The sequence below is a fragment of the Lysinibacillus canaveralius genome (assembly GCF_047301505.1).
GTDB lineage: Bacteria > Bacillota > Bacilli > Bacillales_A > Planococcaceae > Lysinibacillus_B.
Genome location: NZ_CP154840.1, coordinates 4,551,492 through 4,572,101, shown reverse-complemented (window position 1 = coordinate 4,572,101; position 20,610 = coordinate 4,551,492). Strand labels below are relative to the sequence as shown.

Annotated in this window: 10 protein-coding genes, 11 tRNA genes and 6 rRNA genes; all 27 read right to left on the bottom strand. The window is 47.2% G+C overall.

Annotated elements, in window-relative coordinates; all coding sequences use genetic code 11:
- Positions 1–129: 129 nt before the first annotated feature.
- Positions 130–245 (bottom strand): 5S ribosomal RNA (gene rrf, locus AA0Y26_RS23045).
- 131 nt (positions 246–376) lie between these two features.
- Positions 377–3,305: ribosomal RNA gene (locus AA0Y26_RS23040) — 23S ribosomal RNA — on the bottom strand.
- A 176-nt stretch (positions 3,306–3,481) separates the two neighbouring features.
- Positions 3,482–3,557: transfer RNA gene (locus tag AA0Y26_RS23035), tRNA-Ala, on the bottom strand.
- Positions 3,558–3,584: 27 nt separating this feature from the next.
- A tRNA-Ile gene (locus AA0Y26_RS23030) sits at positions 3,585–3,661 on the bottom strand.
- Between the two features lie 87 nt (positions 3,662–3,748).
- Positions 3,749–5,303: ribosomal RNA gene (locus AA0Y26_RS23025) — 16S ribosomal RNA — on the bottom strand.
- A 120-nt stretch (positions 5,304–5,423) separates the two neighbouring features.
- A tRNA-Ala gene (locus AA0Y26_RS23020) sits at positions 5,424–5,499 on the bottom strand.
- 27 nt (positions 5,500–5,526) lie between these two features.
- A tRNA-Pro gene (locus AA0Y26_RS23015) sits at positions 5,527–5,603 on the bottom strand.
- A gap of 8 nt (positions 5,604–5,611) precedes the next feature.
- Positions 5,612–5,688 (bottom strand) — tRNA-Arg (locus AA0Y26_RS23010).
- Positions 5,689–5,702: 14 nt separating this feature from the next.
- A tRNA-Leu gene (locus AA0Y26_RS23005) sits at positions 5,703–5,791 on the bottom strand.
- Positions 5,792–5,795: 4 nt separating this feature from the next.
- Positions 5,796–5,870, bottom strand: a tRNA-Gly gene (locus AA0Y26_RS23000).
- Between the two features lie 44 nt (positions 5,871–5,914).
- Positions 5,915–5,996 (bottom strand) — tRNA-Leu (locus AA0Y26_RS22995).
- A gap of 12 nt (positions 5,997–6,008) precedes the next feature.
- Positions 6,009–6,084, bottom strand: a tRNA-Lys gene (locus AA0Y26_RS22990).
- A 4-nt stretch (positions 6,085–6,088) separates the two neighbouring features.
- Positions 6,089–6,164 (bottom strand) — tRNA-Thr (locus AA0Y26_RS22985).
- 9 nt (positions 6,165–6,173) lie between these two features.
- Positions 6,174–6,249, bottom strand: a tRNA-Val gene (locus AA0Y26_RS22980).
- 10 nt (positions 6,250–6,259) lie between these two features.
- Positions 6,260–6,375, bottom strand: a 5S ribosomal RNA gene (rrf, locus tag AA0Y26_RS22975).
- 127 nt (positions 6,376–6,502) lie between these two features.
- Positions 6,503–9,431: ribosomal RNA gene (locus AA0Y26_RS22970) — 23S ribosomal RNA — on the bottom strand.
- A 277-nt stretch (positions 9,432–9,708) separates the two neighbouring features.
- A 16S ribosomal RNA gene (locus AA0Y26_RS22965) occupies positions 9,709–11,263 on the bottom strand.
- Together the 16S, 23S and 5S rRNA genes with 11 tRNA genes alongside form the textbook arrangement of a ribosomal RNA operon.
- A gap of 706 nt (positions 11,264–11,969) precedes the next feature.
- On the bottom strand, positions 11,970–13,472 hold the full coding sequence (lysS, locus tag AA0Y26_RS22960) for a lysine--tRNA ligase (RefSeq protein WP_413364274.1): 1,503 nt from the start codon (positions 13,470–13,472) through the stop codon (positions 11,970–11,972).
- A 143-nt stretch (positions 13,473–13,615) separates the two neighbouring features.
- A complete protein-coding gene (gene dusB, locus AA0Y26_RS22955) occupies positions 13,616–14,644 on the bottom strand; it encodes a tRNA dihydrouridine synthase DusB (protein WP_413364273.1) in 1,029 nt (342 codons plus the stop codon).
- A 19-nt stretch (positions 14,645–14,663) separates the two neighbouring features.
- Positions 14,664–14,867, bottom strand: coding sequence for a helix-turn-helix domain-containing protein (locus AA0Y26_RS22950; protein WP_413364272.1), 204 nt, complete (start codon positions 14,865–14,867; stop codon positions 14,664–14,666).
- The gene (folK, locus tag AA0Y26_RS22945; protein WP_413364271.1) at positions 14,819–15,340 is read right to left on the bottom strand and encodes a 2-amino-4-hydroxy-6-hydroxymethyldihydropteridine diphosphokinase; all 522 of its coding nucleotides are present in this window, start codon (positions 15,338–15,340) and stop codon (positions 14,819–14,821) included. The genes AA0Y26_RS22950 and folK overlap by 49 nt, the downstream gene beginning before the upstream one ends.
- Positions 15,337–15,705, bottom strand: coding sequence for a dihydroneopterin aldolase (folB, locus tag AA0Y26_RS22940; RefSeq protein WP_413364270.1), 369 nt, complete (start codon positions 15,703–15,705; stop codon positions 15,337–15,339). The genes folK and folB overlap by 4 nt, the downstream gene beginning before the upstream one ends.
- 16 nt (positions 15,706–15,721) lie before the next feature.
- A complete protein-coding gene (gene folP / locus AA0Y26_RS22935) occupies positions 15,722–16,585 on the bottom strand; it encodes a dihydropteroate synthase (protein WP_413364269.1) in 864 nt (287 codons plus the stop codon).
- Between the two features lie 2 nt (positions 16,586–16,587).
- Entirely contained in the window at positions 16,588–17,436 is an 849-nt protein-coding gene (gene pabC, locus AA0Y26_RS22930; protein ID WP_413364268.1) for an aminodeoxychorismate lyase, read from the bottom strand.
- Between the two features lie 5 nt (positions 17,437–17,441).
- Positions 17,442–18,017 carry an aminodeoxychorismate/anthranilate synthase component II gene (pabA, locus tag AA0Y26_RS22925; protein ID WP_413364267.1) on the bottom strand — a complete coding sequence of 192 codons (576 nt, stop codon included), beginning with the start codon at positions 18,015–18,017 and terminating at the stop codon, positions 17,442–17,444.
- Positions 18,014–19,429 carry an anthranilate synthase component I family protein gene (locus AA0Y26_RS22920; protein WP_413364266.1) on the bottom strand — a complete coding sequence of 472 codons (1,416 nt, stop codon included), beginning with the start codon at positions 19,427–19,429 and terminating at the stop codon, positions 18,014–18,016. The genes pabA and AA0Y26_RS22920 overlap by 4 nt, the downstream gene beginning before the upstream one ends.
- 140 nt (positions 19,430–19,569) lie before the next feature.
- Positions 19,570–20,505, bottom strand: a complete 936-nt coding sequence (cysK, locus tag AA0Y26_RS22915) for a cysteine synthase A (RefSeq protein ID WP_413364265.1) — start codon at positions 20,503–20,505, stop codon at positions 19,570–19,572.
- Between the last annotated feature and the right edge of the window lie 105 nt (positions 20,506–20,610).

The window sequence follows — 20,610 nt, the reverse complement described above, 5'->3', positions numbered from 1 at the left end:
ATCGTATTCTTTGATTTCCTTACATAAAATGAATCCTTCGGTTTACGCGCCGGGCTCACCTTCGGTGTTTGGTGGTTGGGGGCTTTTTTGGCAATAAAAAAACCCAACCTCTACAGGTTGAGTCTAATTGCCCAGCGATGTCCTACTCTCACAGGGGGAAGCCCCCAACTACCATCGGCGCTAGAGAGCTTAACTTCCGTGTTCGGTATGGGAACGGGTGTGGCCTCTCTGCCATCATCACTAGACTTGCACATGGATGTGCTGACTTCTGCGCTGCAACACGATGTTGCGCTTTTAGCAGAAGTTCCTTTATATAACTGAAAGAAGTTTATTCTTTCAAAACTGGATAAACGTTTCATTGTGCAGCACACAAAATTTGGTTAAGTCCTCGACCGATTAGTATTCGTCAGCTCCATATGTCGCCATACTTCCACCTCGAACCTATCTACCTGATCGTCTTTCAGGGGTCTTACTTACTTGCGTAATGGGAAATCTCATCTTGAGGGGGGCTTCATGCTTAGATGCTTTCAGCACTTATCCCGTCCATACATAGCTACCCAGCGATGCCCTTGGCAGAACAACTGGTACACCAGCGGTATGTCCATCCCGGTCCTCTCGTACTAAGGACAGCTCCTCTCAAATTTCCTACGCCCACGACGGATAGGGACCGAACTGTCTCACGACGTTCTGAACCCAGCTCGCGTACCGCTTTAATGGGCGAACAGCCCAACCCTTGGGACCGACTACAGCCCCAGGATGCGATGAGCCGACATCGAGGTGCCAAACCTCCCCGTCGATGTGGACTCTTGGGGGAGATAAGCCTGTTATCCCCGGGGTAGCTTTTATCCGTTGAGCGATGGCCCTTCCATGCGGAACCACCGGATCACTAAGCCCGTCTTTCGACCCTGCTCGACTTGTAGGTCTCGCAGTCAAGCTCCCTTGTGCCTTTACACTCTACGAATGATTTCCAACCATTCTGAGGGAACCTTTGGGCGCCTCCGTTACCTTTTAGGAGGCGACCGCCCCAGTCAAACTGTCCGTCTGACACTGTCTCCTGCCCCGATAAGGGGCATGGGTTAGAATTTCAATACAACCAGGGTAGTATCCCACCGACGCCTCCTCCGAAGCTGGCGCTCCGGGCTCTCTGGCTCCTACCTATCCTGTACAAGTTGTACCAAAATTCAATATCAAACTACAGTAAAGCTCCACGGGGTCTTTCCGTCCTGTCGCGGGTAACCTGCATCTTCACAGGTACTATAATTTCACCGAGTCTCTCGTTGAGACAGTGCCCAGATCGTTACGCCTTTCGTGCGGGTCGGAACTTACCCGACAAGGAATTTCGCTACCTTAGGACCGTTATAGTTACGGCCGCCGTTTACTGGGGCTTCAATTCACAGCTTCGCTTGCGCTAACCGCTCCTCTTAACCTTCCAGCACCGGGCAGGCGTCAGCCCCTATACGTCACCTTACGGTTTTGCAGAGACCTGTGTTTTTGCTAAACAGTCGCCTGGGCCTATTCACTGCGGCTCTCTCGGGCTTTCACCCTACCAGAGCACCCCTTCTCCCGAAGTTACGGGGTCATTTTGCCGAGTTCCTTAACGAGAGTTCTCTCGCACACCTTAGGATTCTCTCCTCGACTACCTGTGTCGGTTTGCGGTACGGGTACCTCCCACCTCGATAGAGGCTTTTCTTGGCAGTGTGAGATCAGGAACTTCGTCCATACGGACTCGTCATCACAGCTCAACGTTACAGTGTGCGGATTTGCCTACACACACGCCTTACTGCTTGAACAGAGACAACCAACGCTCTGCTTACCCTACCCTACTGCGTCCCCCCATTTCTCAAACGGTGGGGAGGTAGTACAGGAATATCAACCTGTTGTCCATCGCCTACGCCTGTCGGCCTCGGCTTAGGTCCCGACTAACCCTGAGCGGACGAGCCTTCCTCAGGAAACCTTAGTCATACGGTGGACGGGATTCTCACCCGTCTTTCGCTACTCATACCGGCATTCTCACTTCTAACCGCTCCACCAGTCCTTCCGGTCTGACTTCAACGCAGTTAGAACGCTCTCCTACCACTGACATCAAAGATGTCAATCCACAGCTTCGGTGAATCGTTTAGCCCCGATACATTTTCGGCGCAGCGTCACTCGACCAGTGAGCTATTACGCACTCTTTAAATGATGGCTGCTTCTAAGCCAACATCCTGGTTGTCTAAGCAACGCCACATCCTTTTCCACTTAACGATTACTTTGGGACCTTAGCTGGTGGTCTGGGCTGTTTCCCTTTTGACTACGGATCTTATCACTCGCAGTCTGACTCCCGTGTATAAATATCCGGCATTCGGAGTTTGTCTGAATTCGGTAAAGCGAGATGCCCCCCTAGTCCAAACAGTGCTCTACCTCCGGTATTCTCAATCACGAGGCTAGCCCTAAAGCTATTTCGGAGAGAACCAGCTATCTCCAAGTTCGATTGGAATTTCTCCGCTACCCACACCTCATCCCCGCACTTTTCAACGTGCGTGGGTTCGGGCCTCCAGTAAGTGTTACCTCACCTTCACCCTGGACATGGGTAGATCACCTGGTTTCGGGTCTACGACCACGTACTATTTCGCCCTATTCAGACTCGCTTTCGCTGCGGCTCCGTTTTCTCAACTTAACCTCGCACGTAATCGTAACTCGCCGGTTCATTCTACAAAAGGCACGCTATCACCCATTAACGGGCTCTAACTACTTGTAGGCACACGGTTTCAGGTTCTCTTTCACTCCCCTCCCGGGGTGCTTTTCACCTTTCCCTCACGGTACTGGTTCACTATCGGTCACTAGGTAGTATTTAGCCTTGGGAGATGGTCCTCCCGGATTCCGACGGAATTTCACGTGTTCCGCCGTACTCAGGATCCACTCTGGAGGGAATAACTTTTTGGCTACAGGGCTTTTACCTGCTCTGGCGGACCTTTCCAAGTCGCTTCGCCTAAATCATTCCTTTGTAACTCCGTATAGAGTGTCCTACAACCCCAAGAGGCAAGCCTCTTGGTTTGGGCTCTTCCCGTTTCGCTCGCCGCTACTCAGGGAATCGAATTTTCTTTCTCTTCCTCCAGGTACTTAGATGTTTCAGTTCCCTGGGTCTGTCTCTAACGCGCTATGAATTCACGCGAAAGTACTGCGCGATTAAACGCAGTGGGTTCCCCCATTCGGAAATCCCCGGATCAAAGCTTACTTACAGCTCCCCGAGGCATATCGGTGTTAGTGCCGTCCTTCATCGACTCCTAGTGCCAAGGCATCCACCGTGCGCCCTTATTAACTTAACCAATAAGTTAACGCTAACTCGAAGAGTTAGACTTCAGTTTACACGTCAATTACTTGACTTGTTTGACTCATATCTATTTAAAGATAGAAATTTGTGTTTGCTTTCAATGTCGTTTTATCCAGTTTTCAAAGAACAATTGTTTGCTCCATGCGATAAAAAACGCTGGAGTAAAATATTTGGTGGAGCCTAGCGGGATCGAACCGCTGACCTCCTGCGTGCAAGGCAGGCGCTCTCCCAGCTGAGCTAAGGCCCCAAATAAGAGGTATATAAATAATTTATATGGTGGGCCTAAATGGACTCGAACCATCGACCTCACGCTTATCAGGCGTGCGCTCTAACCAGCTGAGCTATAGGCCCTCTTTTGAAAGTATGAACTTTCAAAACTGAACAGCAAGAACGTTAACGTATATCACCGTGTGATATACTTCCGAAAAATATCCTTAGAAAGGAGGTGATCCAGCCGCACCTTCCGATACGGCTACCTTGTTACGACTTCACCCCAATCATCTATCCCACCTTCGGCGGCTGGCTCCAAAAGGTTACCTCACCGACTTCGGGTGTTACAAACTCTCGTGGTGTGACGGGCGGTGTGTACAAGGCCCGGGAACGTATTCACCGCGGCATGCTGATCCGCGATTACTAGCGATTCCGGCTTCATGTAGGCGAGTTGCAGCCTACAATCCGAACTGAGAACGGTTTTATCGGATTAGCTCCCCCTCGCGGGTTGGCAACCGTTTGTACCGTCCATTGTAGCACGTGTGTAGCCCAGGTCATAAGGGGCATGATGATTTGACGTCATCCCCACCTTCCTCCGGTTTGTCACCGGCAGTCTCCTTAGAGTGCCCAACTAAATGATGGCAACTAAGAACAAGGGTTGCGCTCGTTGCGGGACTTAACCCAACATCTCACGACACGAGCTGACGACAACCATGCACCACCTGTCACCGTTGTCCCCGAAGGGAAAACTGTATCTCTACAGTGGTCAATGGGATGTCAAGACCTGGTAAGGTTCTTCGCGTTGCTTCGAATTAAACCACATGCTCCACCGCTTGTGCGGGCCCCCGTCAATTCCTTTGAGTTTCAGTCTTGCGACCGTACTCCCCAGGCGGAGTGCTTAATGCGTTAGCTGCAGCACTAAGGGGCGGAAACCCCCTAACACTTAGCACTCATCGTTTACGGCGTGGACTACCAGGGTATCTAATCCTGTTTGCTCCCCACGCTTTCGCGCCTCAGCGTCAGTTACAGACCAGAAAGTCGCCTTCGCCACTGGTGTTCCTCCAAATCTCTACGCATTTCACCGCTACACTTGGAATTCCACTTTCCTCTTCTGCACTCAAGTCCCCCAGTTTCCAATGACCCTCCACGGTTGAGCCGTGGGCTTTCACATCAGACTTAAAGGACCGCCTGCGCGCGCTTTACGCCCAATAATTCCGGACAACGCTTGCCACCTACGTATTACCGCGGCTGCTGGCACGTAGTTAGCCGTGGCTTTCTAATAAGGTACCGTCAAGGTACAGCCAGTTACTACTGTACTTGTTCTTCCCTTACAACAGAGTTTTACGAACCGAAATCCTTCTTCACTCACGCGGCGTTGCTCCATCAGACTTTCGTCCATTGTGGAAGATTCCCTACTGCTGCCTCCCGTAGGAGTCTGGGCCGTGTCTCAGTCCCAGTGTGGCCGATCACCCTCTCAGGTCGGCTACGCATCGTCGCCTTGGTGAGCCGTTACCTCACCAACTAGCTAATGCGCCGCGGGCCCATCCTGTAGCGATAGCAGAACCATCTTTCAACTTTCTAACATGAGGTAGAAAGTATCATCCGGTATTAGCCCCGGTTTCCCGGAGTTATCCCAGACTACAGGGCAGGTTGCCCACGTGTTACTCACCCGTCCGCCGCTAACGTTAAGTCGGTGCAAGCACCAACAAAACGTCCGCTCGACTTGCATGTATTAGGCACGCCGCCAGCGTTCGTCCTGAGCCAGGATCAAACTCTCCATAAAAGTAGTTTGAGTTAAGCTCAAAATGTTGCTGACTATTGTTTTAGTCAAGTTGTCTCTTTCAATTAAGAAAGAAAATTATTGTTAACGTCTTGCTTGTTCAGTTTTCAAAGTTCATAAAATTGGTGGAGCCTAGCGGGATCGAACCGCTGACCTCCTGCGTGCAAGGCAGGCGCTCTCCCAGCTGAGCTAAGGCCCCATATATTTTAAATATTGTAGGTATAAATGGTCGGGAAGACAGGATTCGAACCTGCGACCCCTTGGTCCCAAACCAAGTGCTCTACCAAGCTGAGCTACTTCCCGTAATTTTTTGGCGCGCCCGACAGGAGTCGAACCCATAACCTTCTGATCCGTAGTCAGACGCTCTATCCAATTGAGCTACGGGCGCTAAAATCATAAAAATGGTGCCGAGGGCCGGAATCGAACCGGCACGGTGGTCACCCACCGCAGGATTTTAAGTCCTGTGCGTCTGCCAGTTCCGCCACCCCGGCATATTGGAGCGGAAGACGAGGTTCGAACTCGCGACCCCCACCTTGGCAAGGTGGTGTTCTACCACTGAACTACTTCCGCAATATGCGTTGCTTTTTATTCTGACAGTATATGAAGTTAAAAGATGCGGGTGAAGGGAGTCGAACCCCCACGCCTTGCGGCGCTAGATCCTAAGTCTAGTGCGTCTGCCAGTTCCGCCACACCCGCATATTATAAAAATGGTGAGCCATGAAGGACTCGAACCTTCGACCCTCTGATTAAAAGTCAGATGCTCTACCAACTGAGCTAATGGCTCAAAATGGTGCCGGCGATAGGAGTCGAACCCACGACCTACTGATTACAAGTCAGTTGCTCTACCAACTGAGCTACACCGGCATTTTGAGATGGTGGAGGATGACGGGCTCGAACCGCCGACCCCCTGCTTGTAAGGCAGGTGCTCTCCCAGCTGAGCTAATCCTCCTGGGTATTAAGCGAAGCGATGTCCTACTCTCACAGGGGGAAGCCCCCAACTACCATCGGCGCTAGAGAGCTTAACTTCCGTGTTCGGTATGGGAACGGGTGTGGCCTCTCTGCCATCATCACTTCACTTTATTAAAGACAAGATTTATTATAGCACTTTCCGTGCTTATTACAAGTGTTTTTTTAAATTAAATCAACACTTTTTCTTGTTCTTTCAAAACTGGATAAACGTTTCATTGTGCAGCACTCAAAATTTGGTTAAGTCCTCGACCGATTAGTATTCGTCAGCTCCATATGTCGCCATACTTCCACCTCGAACCTATCTACCTGATCGTCTTTCAGGGGTCTTACTTACTTGCGTAATGGGAAATCTCATCTTGAGGGGGGCTTCATGCTTAGATGCTTTCAGCACTTATCCCGTCCATACATAGCTACCCAGCGATGCCCTTGGCAGAACAACTGGTACACCAGCGGTATGTCCATCCCGGTCCTCTCGTACTAAGGACAGCTCCTCTCAAATTTCCTACGCCCACGACGGATAGGGACCGAACTGTCTCACGACGTTCTGAACCCAGCTCGCGTACCGCTTTAATGGGCGAACAGCCCAACCCTTGGGACCGACTACAGCCCCAGGATGCGATGAGCCGACATCGAGGTGCCAAACCTCCCCGTCGATGTGGACTCTTGGGGGAGATAAGCCTGTTATCCCCGGGGTAGCTTTTATCCGTTGAGCGATGGCCCTTCCATGCGGAACCACCGGATCACTAAGCCCGTCTTTCGACCCTGCTCGACTTGTAGGTCTCGCAGTCAAGCTCCCTTGTGCCTTTACACTCTACGAATGATTTCCAACCATTCTGAGGGAACCTTTGGGCGCCTCCGTTACCTTTTAGGAGGCGACCGCCCCAGTCAAACTGTCCGTCTGACACTGTCTCCTGCCCCGATAAGGGGCATGGGTTAGAATTTCAATACAACCAGGGTAGTATCCCACCGACGCCTCCTCCGAAGCTGGCGCTCCGGGCTCTCTGGCTCCTACCTATCCTGTACAAGTTGTACCAAAATTCAATATCAAACTACAGTAAAGCTCCACGGGGTCTTTCCGTCCTGTCGCGGGTAACCTGCATCTTCACAGGTACTATAATTTCACCGAGTCTCTCGTTGAGACAGTGCCCAGATCGTTACGCCTTTCGTGCGGGTCGGAACTTACCCGACAAGGAATTTCGCTACCTTAGGACCGTTATAGTTACGGCCGCCGTTTACTGGGGCTTCAATTCACAGCTTCGCTTGCGCTAACCGCTCCTCTTAACCTTCCAGCACCGGGCAGGCGTCAGCCCCTATACGTCACCTTACGGTTTTGCAGAGACCTGTGTTTTTGCTAAACAGTCGCCTGGGCCTATTCACTGCGGCTCTCTCGGGCTTTCACCCTACCAGAGCACCCCTTCTCCCGAAGTTACGGGGTCATTTTGCCGAGTTCCTTAACGAGAGTTCTCTCGCACACCTTAGGATTCTCTCCTCGACTACCTGTGTCGGTTTGCGGTACGGGTACCTCCCACCTCGATAGAGGCTTTTCTTGGCAGTGTGAGATCAGGAACTTCGTCCATACGGACTCGTCATCACAGCTCAACGTTACAGTGTGCGGATTTGCCTACACACACGCCTTACTGCTTGAACAGAGACAACCAACGCTCTGCTTACCCTACCCTACTGCGTCCCCCCATTTCTCAAACGGTGAGGAGGTAGTACAGGAATATCAACCTGTTGTCCATCGCCTACGCCTGTCGGCCTCGGCTTAGGTCCCGACTAACCCTGAGCGGACGAGCCTTCCTCAGGAAACCTTAGTCATACGGTGGACGGGATTCTCACCCGTCTTTCGCTACTCATACCGGCATTCTCACTTCTAACCGCTCCACCAGTCCTTCCGGTCTGACTTCAACGCAGTTAGAACGCTCTCCTACCACTGACATCAAAGATGTCAATCCACAGCTTCGGTGAATCGTTTAGCCCCGATACATTTTCGGCGCAGCGTCACTCGACCAGTGAGCTATTACGCACTCTTTAAATGATGGCTGCTTCTAAGCCAACATCCTGGTTGTCTAAGCAACGCCACATCCTTTTCCACTTAACGATTACTTTGGGACCTTAGCTGGTGGTCTGGGCTGTTTCCCTTTTGACTACGGATCTTATCACTCGCAGTCTGACTCCCGTGTATAAATATCCGGCATTCGGAGTTTGTCTGAATTCGGTAAAGCGAGATGCCCCCCTAGTCCAAACAGTGCTCTACCTCCGGTATTCTCAATCACGAGGCTAGCCCTAAAGCTATTTCGGAGAGAACCAGCTATCTCCAAGTTCGATTGGAATTTCTCCGCTACCCACACCTCATCCCCGCACTTTTCAACGTGCGTGGGTTCGGGCCTCCAGTAAGTGTTACCTCACCTTCACCCTGGACATGGGTAGATCACCTGGTTTCGGGTCTACGACCACGTACTATTTCGCCCTATTCAGACTCGCTTTCGCTGCGGCTCCGTTTTCTCAACTTAACCTCGCACGTAATCGTAACTCGCCGGTTCATTCTACAAAAGGCACGCTATCACCCATTAACGGGCTCTAACTACTTGTAGGCACACGGTTTCAGGTTCTCTTTCACTCCCCTCCCGGGGTGCTTTTCACCTTTCCCTCACGGTACTGGTTCACTATCGGTCACTAGGTAGTATTTAGCCTTGGGAGATGGTCCTCCCGGATTCCGACGGAATTTCACGTGTTCCGCCGTACTCAGGATCCACTCTGGAGGGAATAACTTTTTGGCTACAGGGCTTTTACCTGCTCTGGCGGACCTTTCCAAGTCGCTTCGCCTAAATCATTCCTTTGTAACTCCGTATAGAGTGTCCTACAACCCCAAGAGGCAAGCCTCTTGGTTTGGGCTCTTCCCGTTTCGCTCGCCGCTACTCAGGGAATCGAATTTTCTTTCTCTTCCTCCAGGTACTTAGATGTTTCAGTTCCCTGGGTCTGTCTCTAACGCGCTATGAATTCACGCGAAAGTACTGCGCGATTAAACGCAGTGGGTTCCCCCATTCGGAAATCCCCGGATCAAAGCTTACTTACAGCTCCCCGAGGCATATCGGTGTTAGTGCCGTCCTTCATCGACTCCTAGTGCCAAGGCATCCACCGTGCGCCCTTATTAACTTAACCAATAAGTTAACGCTAACTCGAAGAGTTAGACTTCAGTTTACACGTCAATTGCTTGACTTGTTTGACTCATATCTATTTAAAGATAGAAATTTGTGTTTGCTTTCAATGTCGTTTTATCCAGTTTTCAAAGAACAAGTGCGCTACCTGTGTCTACTTCTTCGCACATTTGCGACGAGTAACCGCAGGAGCAAGTTTTGAAAGTATGAACTTTCAAAACTGAACAGCAAGAACGTTAACGTATATCACCGTGTGACATACTTCCGAAAAATATCCTTAGAAAGGAGGTGATCCAGCCGCACCTTCCGATACGGCTACCTTGTTACGACTTCACCCCAATCATCTATCCCACCTTCGGCGGCTGGCTCCAAAAGGTTACCTCACCGACTTCGGGTGTTACAAACTCTCGTGGTGTGACGGGCGGTGTGTACAAGGCCCGGGAACGTATTCACCGCGGCATGCTGATCCGCGATTACTAGCGATTCCGGCTTCATGTAGGCGAGTTGCAGCCTACAATCCGAACTGAGAACGGTTTTATCGGATTAGCTCCCCCTCGCGGGTTGGCAACCGTTTGTACCGTCCATTGTAGCACGTGTGTAGCCCAGGTCATAAGGGGCATGATGATTTGACGTCATCCCCACCTTCCTCCGGTTTGTCACCGGCAGTCTCCTTAGAGTGCCCAACTAAATGATGGCAACTAAGAACAAGGGTTGCGCTCGTTGCGGGACTTAACCCAACATCTCACGACACGAGCTGACGACAACCATGCACCACCTGTCACCGTTGTCCCCGAAGGGAAAACTGTATCTCTACAGTGGTCAATGGGATGTCAAGACCTGGTAAGGTTCTTCGCGTTGCTTCGAATTAAACCACATGCTCCACCGCTTGTGCGGGCCCCCGTCAATTCCTTTGAGTTTCAGTCTTGCGACCGTACTCCCCAGGCGGAGTGCTTAATGCGTTAGCTGCAGCACTAAGGGGCGGAAACCCCCTAACACTTAGCACTCATCGTTTACGGCGTGGACTACCAGGGTATCTAATCCTGTTTGCTCCCCACGCTTTCGCGCCTCAGCGTCAGTTACAGACCAGAAAGTCGCCTTCGCCACTGGTGTTCCTCCAAATCTCTACGCATTTCACCGCTACACTTGGAATTCCACTTTCCTCTTCTGCACTCAAGTCCCCCAGTTTCCAATGACCCTCCACGGTTGAGCCGTGGGCTTTCACATCAGACTTAAAGGACCGCCTGCGCGCGCTTTACGCCCAATAATTCCGGACAACGCTTGCCACCTACGTATTACCGCGGCTGCTGGCACGTAGTTAGCCGTGGCTTTCTAATAAGGTACCGTCAAGGTACAGCCAGTTACTACTGTACTTGTTCTTCCCTTACAACAGAGTTTTACGAACCGAAATCCTTCTTCACTCACGCGGCGTTGCTCCATCAGACTTTCGTCCATTGTGGAAGATTCCCTACTGCTGCCTCCCGTAGGAGTCTGGGCCGTGTCTCAGTCCCAGTGTGGCCGATCACCCTCTCAGGTCGGCTACGCATCGTTGCCTTGGTGAGCCGTTACCTCACCAACTAGCTAATGCGCCGCGGGCCCATCCTGTAGCGATAGCAGAACCATCTTTCAACTTTCTAACATGAGATAGAAAGTATCATCCGGTATTAGCCCCGGTTTCCCGGAGTTATCCCAGACTACAGGGCAGGTTGCCCACGTGTTACTCACCCGTCCGCCGCTAACGTTAAGTCGGTGCAAGCACCAACAAAACGTCCGCTCGACTTGCATGTATTAGGCACGCCGCCAGCGTTCGTCCTGAGCCAGGATCAAACTCTCCATAAAAGTAGTTTGAGTTAAGCTCAAAATGTTGCTGACTATTGTTTTAGTCAAATTGTCTCTTTCAATTAAGAAAGAAAATTATTGTTAACGTCTTGCTTGTTCAGTTTTCAAAGTTCATTTCGTTACCACTTCTTTAGTAGCAACTCTTATATGTTAACACTTACCGAAGTTCGTGTCAATAACTTTTTTCGAAAGTTATCAAGTTACTCTTTAGTATCTAAAAGCAACTCTTATATATTAACACCAACTCATATTCGAGTCAACAACTTTTTAGAAGTTTTATAATTTTACTATCGCGTTTCAGCGACGTTTAATAATTTAACATGATTTTTATATAAATGCAATACTTTTTTAAAAGAATCTTATAATCTTTTTCTCTCCTTTTTTCGTCTTGCCTCCTTATCTTATTAAGTTACACATTTTTCTCTTTTAGGCACCTCTTTAATGATAGAAGAAATACAAAATAAACACCTTATAAGCGATGCAACATTTGAAAAAGAGTCGCTCTTAACTTTTCCTATTTATTAAAGTGAGAAACACCGATATTCTATAAAAGAAAAGAGCCTTCTTATTTTTATAACTATCCCGATCACTTTCTTTAATCCCAATTAAACAGGGAGCCACAGCACACTGTGACTCCCTGCGTTTTCCTTCTGTAATTAATGAAGGAACTTTATATAAAGAAACAACTTGTTTTTATTATGTTCCGTTACTTTGTTGTATGACGCATTGTTGGGAACAACAGTACATCACGAATCGAAGGAGAATTCGTTAATAGCATAATCAAACGATCAATACCGATACCCAAACCACCTGTTGGCGGCATACCGTATTCTAATGCTTCAATGAAGTCATTATCCATCTCATGTGCTTCATCATTCCCCGCTTCTTTTTCAGCTAACTGCGCTTCAAAGCGTTCACGCTGATCAATTGGATCGTTTAACTCCGTGAAGGCATTTGCATGCTCACGACGAACAATAAATAACTCAAAGCGGTCTGTAAAGCGTGGATCTTCCGGATTTTTCTTCGCAAGTGGCGAAATTTCTACAGGATGACCTGTTACAAATGTAGGCTGTACTAATGTTTCTTCTATCTTTTGTTCGAAGAATTCATTGATGATATGTCCTACTTCATGCGCAGGTTTGATTTCTACACCATGCTCTGAAGCTAATGCGCGCGCTTCCTCTACAGACATCGGCTGCCAGAAGTCTACACCTGTCGCCTCTTTTACTGCATCTACCATGTGTACACGTTTCCAGCCTACACCTAATTCAATTGTATCTTCGCCATATTGGATACTTGTCGTACCTAATACATCTTGAGCTACGTGAGCGATAAGGTTCTCTGTTAGGTCCATAATATCTTTATAGTCAGCATATGCTTCGTATAATTCAATCATTGTGAACTCTGGGTTGTGACGAGTCGAAATTCCCTCGTTACGGAATACACGTCCGATTTCATAGACTTTTTCTAATCCACCCACAATTAAACGTTTCAAGTGAAGCTCGATCGCAATACGCATATAAAGCTCCATATCCAGTGCATTATGATGAGTAATGAACGGACGTGCAGCAGCACCGCCAGCGATTGTATGCAGCATCGGTGTCTCTACTTCTAAATATCCGTGGTTATCTAGATAGTTACGAATGGCGCGAATGATTTTAGAGCGCATAATAAATGTTTCTTTGCTCTCTTCATTTGTCATTAGATCTAAGTAACGTTGACGGTAACGTTGTTCTACATCTTGTAGGCCATGGAATTTCTCTGGCATCGGACGAAGAGACTTTGTTAAAAATGCGAATTCAGTAGCTTTTACTGATAACTCTCCAACTTGTGTACGGAATACATTCCCCTTCACGCCAACGATATCGCCAAGATCTGCCTTGTTGAATAGCTCATAAGCTTCATCACCTATCGCATCTTTACGAACGTAAATTTGGATTTGGCCACCTAGGTCCTGGATGTGTGCAAAGCCAGCTTTCCCTTTACCGCGCTTTGTCATGATACGTCCTGCAATTACTACTTCACGAGGGTTTTCTTCCAGCTGCTCTTTTGTAAACTCCTCATTTTCAGCTTTTACTTCATTTGATAAATGTGTACGTTCAAAGCGGCCGCCAAATGGATCCATGCCGTTTTCGCGAATATCTGTCATCTTTTGGCGTCGCACCAAAAGCTGGTCGTTTAATTCTTCTATATTTGACACGTTTGTCACTCCTTATTTCATGATCCGCAGTTGTGCGGTACATTTGTCCATAATTTCTTATTGTACACAAATTCACGTATGTATTCATCACTTTCGGACTATTTCTAGTCAAATTATCAAAAAAGAGCGTCACTAAAGTGACACTCTCTGCCTTACATCGCGCCTGCCTGGGCCGCAACTTCCGTTTCCCGAACTTCATACTCCGCTACTACTCCTGTTAATAATGCGCGTAGTTCGGCTGCTGTTTCTGCTTGATTAATAGCGTTACGAATTTTCCCATTGCCACGAATACCTTTCAAATACCATGAAGCATGCTTACGCATTTCACGTACAGCTACTACCTCACCTTTCAATTGAAGGAGACGCTCAAAGTGAAGAAGACACACATCAATTTTTTCAGCTGCTGTAGGCTCTTCTTTTAGTTCACCTGTCTCAAGATATTGTACGGTACGATAAATCATCCAAGGGTTTCCTAGTGCGGCACGGCCAATCATTACGGCATCTACGCCTGTCGTTTCTAACATGCGCTTTGCGTCCTGAGGTGTTTCCACATCTCCGTTACCAAGGACCGGAATAGTAACGTTCTCTTTTACTTGCTTAATAATGTTCCAGTCTGCCTTACCTTCATACATTTGTACACGTGTACGTCCATGAACGGCAACTGCTGCCCCGCCGGCCCGTTCTACCGCCTGTGCATTCTCGATAGCAAAAATATGCTCATCATCCCAGCCAATCCGCATTTTAACGGATACTGGTTTTTTCACAGCATCTACAACGGCTGCTACCATTTCATAGACTTTGTTTGGATCTAATAAAAGCCGTGCTCCAGCTTCGCATTTAATAATTTTATTTACTGGGCAACCCATATTAATATCGATAATATCTGCTGTTGTATTTTGATCTACGTACTTTGCTGCCTCTACAAGCGTGTCTTTATCCCCGCCAAAAATCTGTAAAGACATTGGATTTTCACGTTCATCGATATAAAGCATATCCAGCGTCTTCTGATTGCGCTGTACAAGCCCCTTATCACTGATCATTTCAGCATACACCAGACCTGCCCCGAACTCCTTTACGGTAAGACGGAAAGCCGAGTTACAAATACCAGCCATTGGAGCCAATACAACACGGTTATCCATTACGATATCCGCAATTTGAAACGGCTTTTGTTCGCTTGTCATCGTTATGTCCTCCTTGAAGTTATTCACCGATTAATTCCTGCACATCTATATGGAGTTCGTCTGCAATTTTTTGAAGCTGATCAGCAGTGGGCATTTTCTCTCCACGTTCCATGCGTCCTAAGATGGTTGTAGACACACCAATCCGTTTTGCGAATTCCACCTGCTGGATTCGTTTTAACTTTCGGAACGCACGAATTCTTCTACCGTAACGCTCTTCTTCCATTGCACGACGCCTTCTTTCTGAATATCTATTGATGCAAGTGCTTCGTATGCCCGGCGTAGCTGTCCTGTAGCAGGAGTGCTTATCTCCATTAACGGCACAAGGACAAACGCTCTTTCGAACATCCGTTCGTGCGGCACGATTAAGCTCTCTGTTTCAATATTTTCGTGATTATAAAGTAAAATGTCAAGGTCAATGATACGAGGACCCCACCGAAATTCTCTTATACGGCCTAGCTCCTGTTCTATTCTTTGACATAGATGAAGCATTTCTGCCGATGATAAATCAGTTGTAAGACGTACAGCAATATTTAAAAAGGCAGCTTGTTCAATAAATCCTACAGGCGCTGTTTCATAAATCGATGACACCGCTTCAACTCTTACCCCTTGTGCTTCTGTTAACAGCTTCACAGCCAGCTTCAGATTAGCTTCTCTCTCCCCCATATTTGTACCAATTGATAGATAAACCGTATTCATTGAAATGTACCTCGCACAATCTCTACTGCTACTTCTTTATAGTGGCCGGGAATTGGCGGATCTGGCTTGATAATCTCTACACGGCATCCCTTCACTTGTCCTTCATACTGGGACAATACACGAGCTGCTACTGTTTCTGCCACTGCTTCAAGCAATTTAAACGGCTCGCCCTCAATGATATCCTTACAGATTTCATATACACCTACATAGCTAACTGTATCCTCTAAGTTGTCTGTCTGGCCGGCTTTTTGAATATTGACGGCCAATGATACTGAGGCACGAAAACGCTGACCTAGGACTGTTTCTTCCGGCAGCACTCCATGGTAGCCAAAAAATTGCATATCTCTTAAATGAATGTAATCCATATTTAAAACTCTCCTCTTAATGGCGAGGTGCCAACTCGCCTTCTACTGCAAATTTACCGACAAGGGCATCGATTACCTTTACGGTACGAGCGACTTCCTTCACGTCATGAACACGCATCATATGGCATCCCTTCATTACGCCATAGGCACACGTTGCCGCTGTTCCTTCTACACGTTCGTCCACGGGCAAGTCCAAAATCGAGCCGATCATTCGTTTACGAGATGTCGCCAATAACACCGGATAGCCCATGGCAGATAACTCTTCCAGACGCTGCATCGTTTCAATACTTTGTTCTAAATTTTTCGCAAAGCCGATGCCGGGGTCCAACATAATATGCTGATCCGGAACGCCTGCCTGTTTCACTATATCAATACTTTTTTTAAGGTCTTCTATAAAGTCTTCCCAGTAATTGCTGTACGGCTCACTATTGCGGTTATGCATTAAAATAATCGGCACATTATATTCCGCAGCTACAGAAGCCATAGCAGGATCTGCTTGAGCACCCCATATATCATTAATCATATGGGCACCCGCTTCAACTGCTGCACGTGCTACAGCTGATTTATACGTATCAATAGAAATGACTGCGGGCACTTCGCGTACTAACGCTTCAATGACAGGTACAACCCGCTTGATTTCCTCTTCATCGGAAATACGTTCATAACCCGGGCGCGTAGATTCACCACCGACATCTATAATTTTAGCCCCATCTGCTACCATCTTCTTTGCCTGTCTTACTGCAGCATCGACAGAATTATATTTACCGCCGTCTGAAAAAGAATCAGGCGTTACATTTAAAATACCCATAATAAAAGTCTCTTTTTTATAGTCTAATGTTATACCGTTTAATGTAAGTGGTTTCGGATAGTGTTGTAACATCTTTATTCTCCCTTTATCCGCTGTAAGATTTTTGCGATATAGGCGTCATGCAGCCGGTTATAAACCCGCCCTGCAGAACCCTTGAAAATCGAACTTCCTATCCGTTCGATTGGTACAAGTTCCTGTACCGCATTCGTAACAAAGCATTCCTCCGCCTGTTCAAGTGCCCATGGCTTATATTTTCCTTCTTCTACAGTTAAGCCTAGATCGGCAGCAAGACTCATCACACTGCTTCTAGTTATACCACCTAAAATGCCGGTTTCCAGCGGCGGTGTATAAAGTATATCATTTTTCACCCAGAAGACATTTGAGGTAATCCCTTCTGCTACAAAGCCATCTTCAGTCAGGAAAAATCCTTCATAATCGGCCAAGTTAGGTACCTCAAAGCGGGCAAGCACATTATTGCCATAGTGATGACTTTTAAAGCGGTACACGCCCTCTGCCGTATTACGAGGCGTTTCTAGCCAAATACCTTCCTTCCCCTTACCTCGAGGGCGCTCGAGTAATGGTTTACGAAACAGGATGACAGTAGGCTCTGTATAATTTGTCGGCTGCAGTCCGATATCATGCGGCCCGGCTGATACATTCAGTCGAAAATAACCATCTCCGTCCGATGACTCGTTCAGCCGCTTAATAACTGTACGCAGCTCTTCTACTGTATAAGGCATCTGAATATGGAAATACTGCAGTGCTTTTTCTAAACGTTCCATGTGCTCCTGTAAAAATGGTGCTTCCCCTTCATATGTACGAAATGTTTCAAAAAAACCAAGCCCATATAAAAACCCGTGGTCAAATGGCGAAATACGTAGTTGTGAGGAGTCCAGATACTCTCCGTCTATCCAACAAAGCATTGTCTTCACTCCTTGCAGTATAGCGTAATAAATTCGCGCAGCAGCTGGTGCCCATCCTCTGTCATGATAGACTCTGGATGATACTGTACGCCCTCGATAGCATATTCTTTATGACGAAGCCCCATAATCTCCCCTTCTTCTGTCCACGCTGTTATTTCAAGGCAGTCAGGCAGTGACTCACGTTCTACAATAAGAGAATGATAGCGTGTTGCTGTAAAAGGATTAGCGTTTTTAGCATGAAGTCCGATGTCAGCGTGTTGAACAGGCGATGTTTTTCCATGCATTAATCGATCTGCCCTTATGACCTTACCACCGAATACTTGGGCAATTGCCTGGTGGCCCAAGCAGACACCTAAAATAGGGATCTTCCCTGCAAAATATTCAATAATGCGCAAACTTTCTCCGGCTTCATTTGGTGTACATGGCCCAGGTGAAATGACGAGCATTTTAGGTTCCATCCTTTCGATTTCCTCCACTGTCACCTCATCATTACGTTTCACCAGCAATTCTTCCCCTAATTCCCCTAAATACTGCACTAAGTTATAGGTAAAGGAATCATAGTTATCGATCATTAAAATCATTTGTTTACTCCTTCCGCCATTGCTTTTGCTTGCCACATCGCCTTCGCCTTATTGAGCGATTCAATAAACTCATTCGCTGGAATGGAATCAATAACAATTCCCGCTCCTGCTTGAATATAAGCTATTTCATTTTTGATAAAGGCCGTTCGGATGACAATATTAAGTTCCATATCTCCTGTATAGCCAATCCAGCCAATTGAACCTGTATACAGACCGCGTCGTACAGGCTCAAGTTCTTCGATAATTTCCATCGTACGAATTTTCGGCGCTCCTGTAATCGTACCGCCTGGGAACATCGCTCGGATAACATCTGTATTTGTTTTTCCATCTGCCAATTGACCTCTAACATTCGAGACAATGTGCATCACATGGGAATAGCGCTCAATGACCATGAATTCATTCACTTCAACTGTACCATAGGCAGATACTTTACCAAGGTCATTGCGTTCTAGGTCCACAAGCATAACATGTTCTGCCCGCTCTTTCTCATGTTGAATTAGTTCGTTTGCCAATGCGATATCCTCATCATCCGAAGTACCACGCGGCCTTGTTCCTGCAATCGGACGGGTTGAAAGTTCTTTGCCCTCTCGTTTGATCAGCAGTTCCGGTGACCCGCTTACAACCGCGAACTCTTCATTCGCAATCATTGCCATGTAAGGAGAAGGGTTGAACGAGCGAACGGCCTCATACATCGTTAGCGGCGTCGTATGCAGATGCTTTGCCTGGCGCACAGAAAGGTTAACTTGGAAAACATCTCCCTGCCCGATATAGTGCTGAATCTTTCGGACCGCTTCTTCGAAGGAAGTGCCAGAAAACGATACAGTCAATTCACTTTCATCCGGTTTTACTTCTATTGCTCTTTCCTGCCCAAATAGACGTGCCTGCAAGCCTGCCTTTGCATAGCGGTGCCAATCAGCTGCCCATGCCTCTAAATCTTTGTCATTAGTTGATAATTTCATTAATGTCACTGTATCAGTCTTTACATCGTGTACTGCCCATGTATCAAATAAATAAAAGAAAAGATCAGGGACCTGTAAATCATCTTGTGCCATTTCCGGCAGCACTTCGATCTTTCTTACATAGTCGTAAGAGATAAATCCAATTGCCCCGCCCTGGAATACAGGAAGATGCATATCTCTTTGTAATTTATACTCGTCAATAAGTCCCTCCAGCTGTGCCAATGGCTCGCCTTTCCTTATCTCTGTTTGACCATTATCCCAACAGATGCGCAGGCCTTCTTCCTGTGAATAGGCAGTTGCAAAAGGTTTGAGAGCGGCAATTGAATAATGGCCGCCTCTTCCGCTTTCTAAAAACGCATACTCTGTTTCGTTCTGAGCTTGTTGTTTAAAACTATAAAAAAATGCATCCTTCGTCATCGAGAATGAAAATGATTCTACTTTTACTACCGACATAAAAACCTCCAAATTTTCTGCAATTACTTACTATTAAACTCGAAATTGAGAAAGAAAGCTAATAAGAACATAAAAAGGCGCAACGATCTCTCGCTGCGCCTACTTAGGATCCTATTTCTAATAGAAAATGGTCCTTTTTATTAGTCTTCGAATTGATATAACGGTGTAGATAAGTAACGCTCACCATTTGATGGCACAACCGCTAAGACGTTTTTGCCAGCACCTAGACGTTTCGCTGCCTCAATTGCTGCATAAATCGCAGCACCAGAAGAAATACCAGCCAAGATACCTTCTTCTCGCGCAACTTTACGTGCGTTTTCAAAAGCTACTTCATTCTCTACTGGGAATACAGAATCATAGATCTCTGTGTCTAATACTTCTGGTACAAAGCCTGCGCCGATCCCTTGGATTTTGTGCGGACCAGGATTACCGCCTGAAAGAACCGGTGAATCTTTTGGCTCTACAGCAATAATTTCAATGTTAGGGAATTTTTCTTTTAGTACTTCTCCAGCACCTGTAATTGTACCACCAGTACCGATACCCGCTACAAATGCATCCAATTGTAATCCTTCTGATTCAAATGCTTCAACAATTTCGGGACCAGTTGTTAAGCGGTGAATTTCTGCGTTTGCCGCGTTCTTGAATTGCTGCGGCAAGAAGTACCCTTCTGAAGCCGATAATTCCTCTGCCTTTGCAATAGCACCCTTCATACCTTCTGGGCCAGGTGTTAATACTAATTGTGCACCGTATGCGCGCAGTAGATTACGACGCTCTAAAGACATTGTTTCTGGCATAACAAGGATTGCTTTGTAGCCTTTTGCAGCAGCAATCATCGCAAGGCCGATTCCTGTATTACCTGAAGTCGGCTCAATGATTGTACCGCCTGGTTTTAATGTGCCGTCTTTTTCAGCTGCCTCGATCATCGCTAATGCAAGACGGTCTTTTACTGATGAACCTGGGTTGAAGTACTCCAGTTTCACATATACAGTACCTTCATTTTCCCCTGTTGCATGGTTTAATTTCACAATCGGTGTACGTCCTACTAAATCCGCTACAGAATTTGCTAATTTACTCATGAATCTCATCCTTCCTCTAATTCCTACCAAGTAAATAGGTTTTTATTAACTTAATCTTACCAATTTCCTATTACCTTTGTCAATGAAACGCCTAATATTTTTCAG

Bases quoted from the DNA above. Each gene is read 5' to 3' on its own strand.
- dusB (WP_413364273.1), bottom strand. From the start codon at position 14,644: ATGACAAGCGAACAAAAGCCGTTTCAAATTGCGGATATCGTAATGGAT.
- AA0Y26_RS22950 (WP_413364272.1), bottom strand. From the start codon at position 14,867: ATGGAAGAAGAGCGTTACGGTAGAAGAATTCGTGCGTTCCGAAAGTTA.
- folK (WP_413364271.1), bottom strand. From the start codon at position 15,340: ATGAATACGGTTTATCTATCAATTGGTACAAATATGGGGGAGAGAGAA.
- cysK (WP_413364265.1), bottom strand. From the start codon at position 20,505: ATGAGTAAATTAGCAAATTCTGTAGCGGATTTAGTAGGACGTACACCG.
- pabC (WP_413364268.1), bottom strand. From the start codon at position 17,436: ATGCTTTGTTGGATAGACGGAGAGTATCTGGACTCCTCACAACTACGT.
- pabA (WP_413364267.1), bottom strand. From the start codon at position 18,017: ATGATTTTAATGATCGATAACTATGATTCCTTTACCTATAACTTAGTG.
- folP (WP_413364269.1), bottom strand. From the start codon at position 16,585: ATGTTACAACACTATCCGAAACCACTTACATTAAACGGTATAACATTA.
- AA0Y26_RS22920 (WP_413364266.1), bottom strand. From the start codon at position 19,429: ATGTCGGTAGTAAAAGTAGAATCATTTTCATTCTCGATGACGAAGGAT.
- folB (WP_413364270.1), bottom strand. From the start codon at position 15,705: ATGGATTACATTCATTTAAGAGATATGCAATTTTTTGGCTACCATGGA.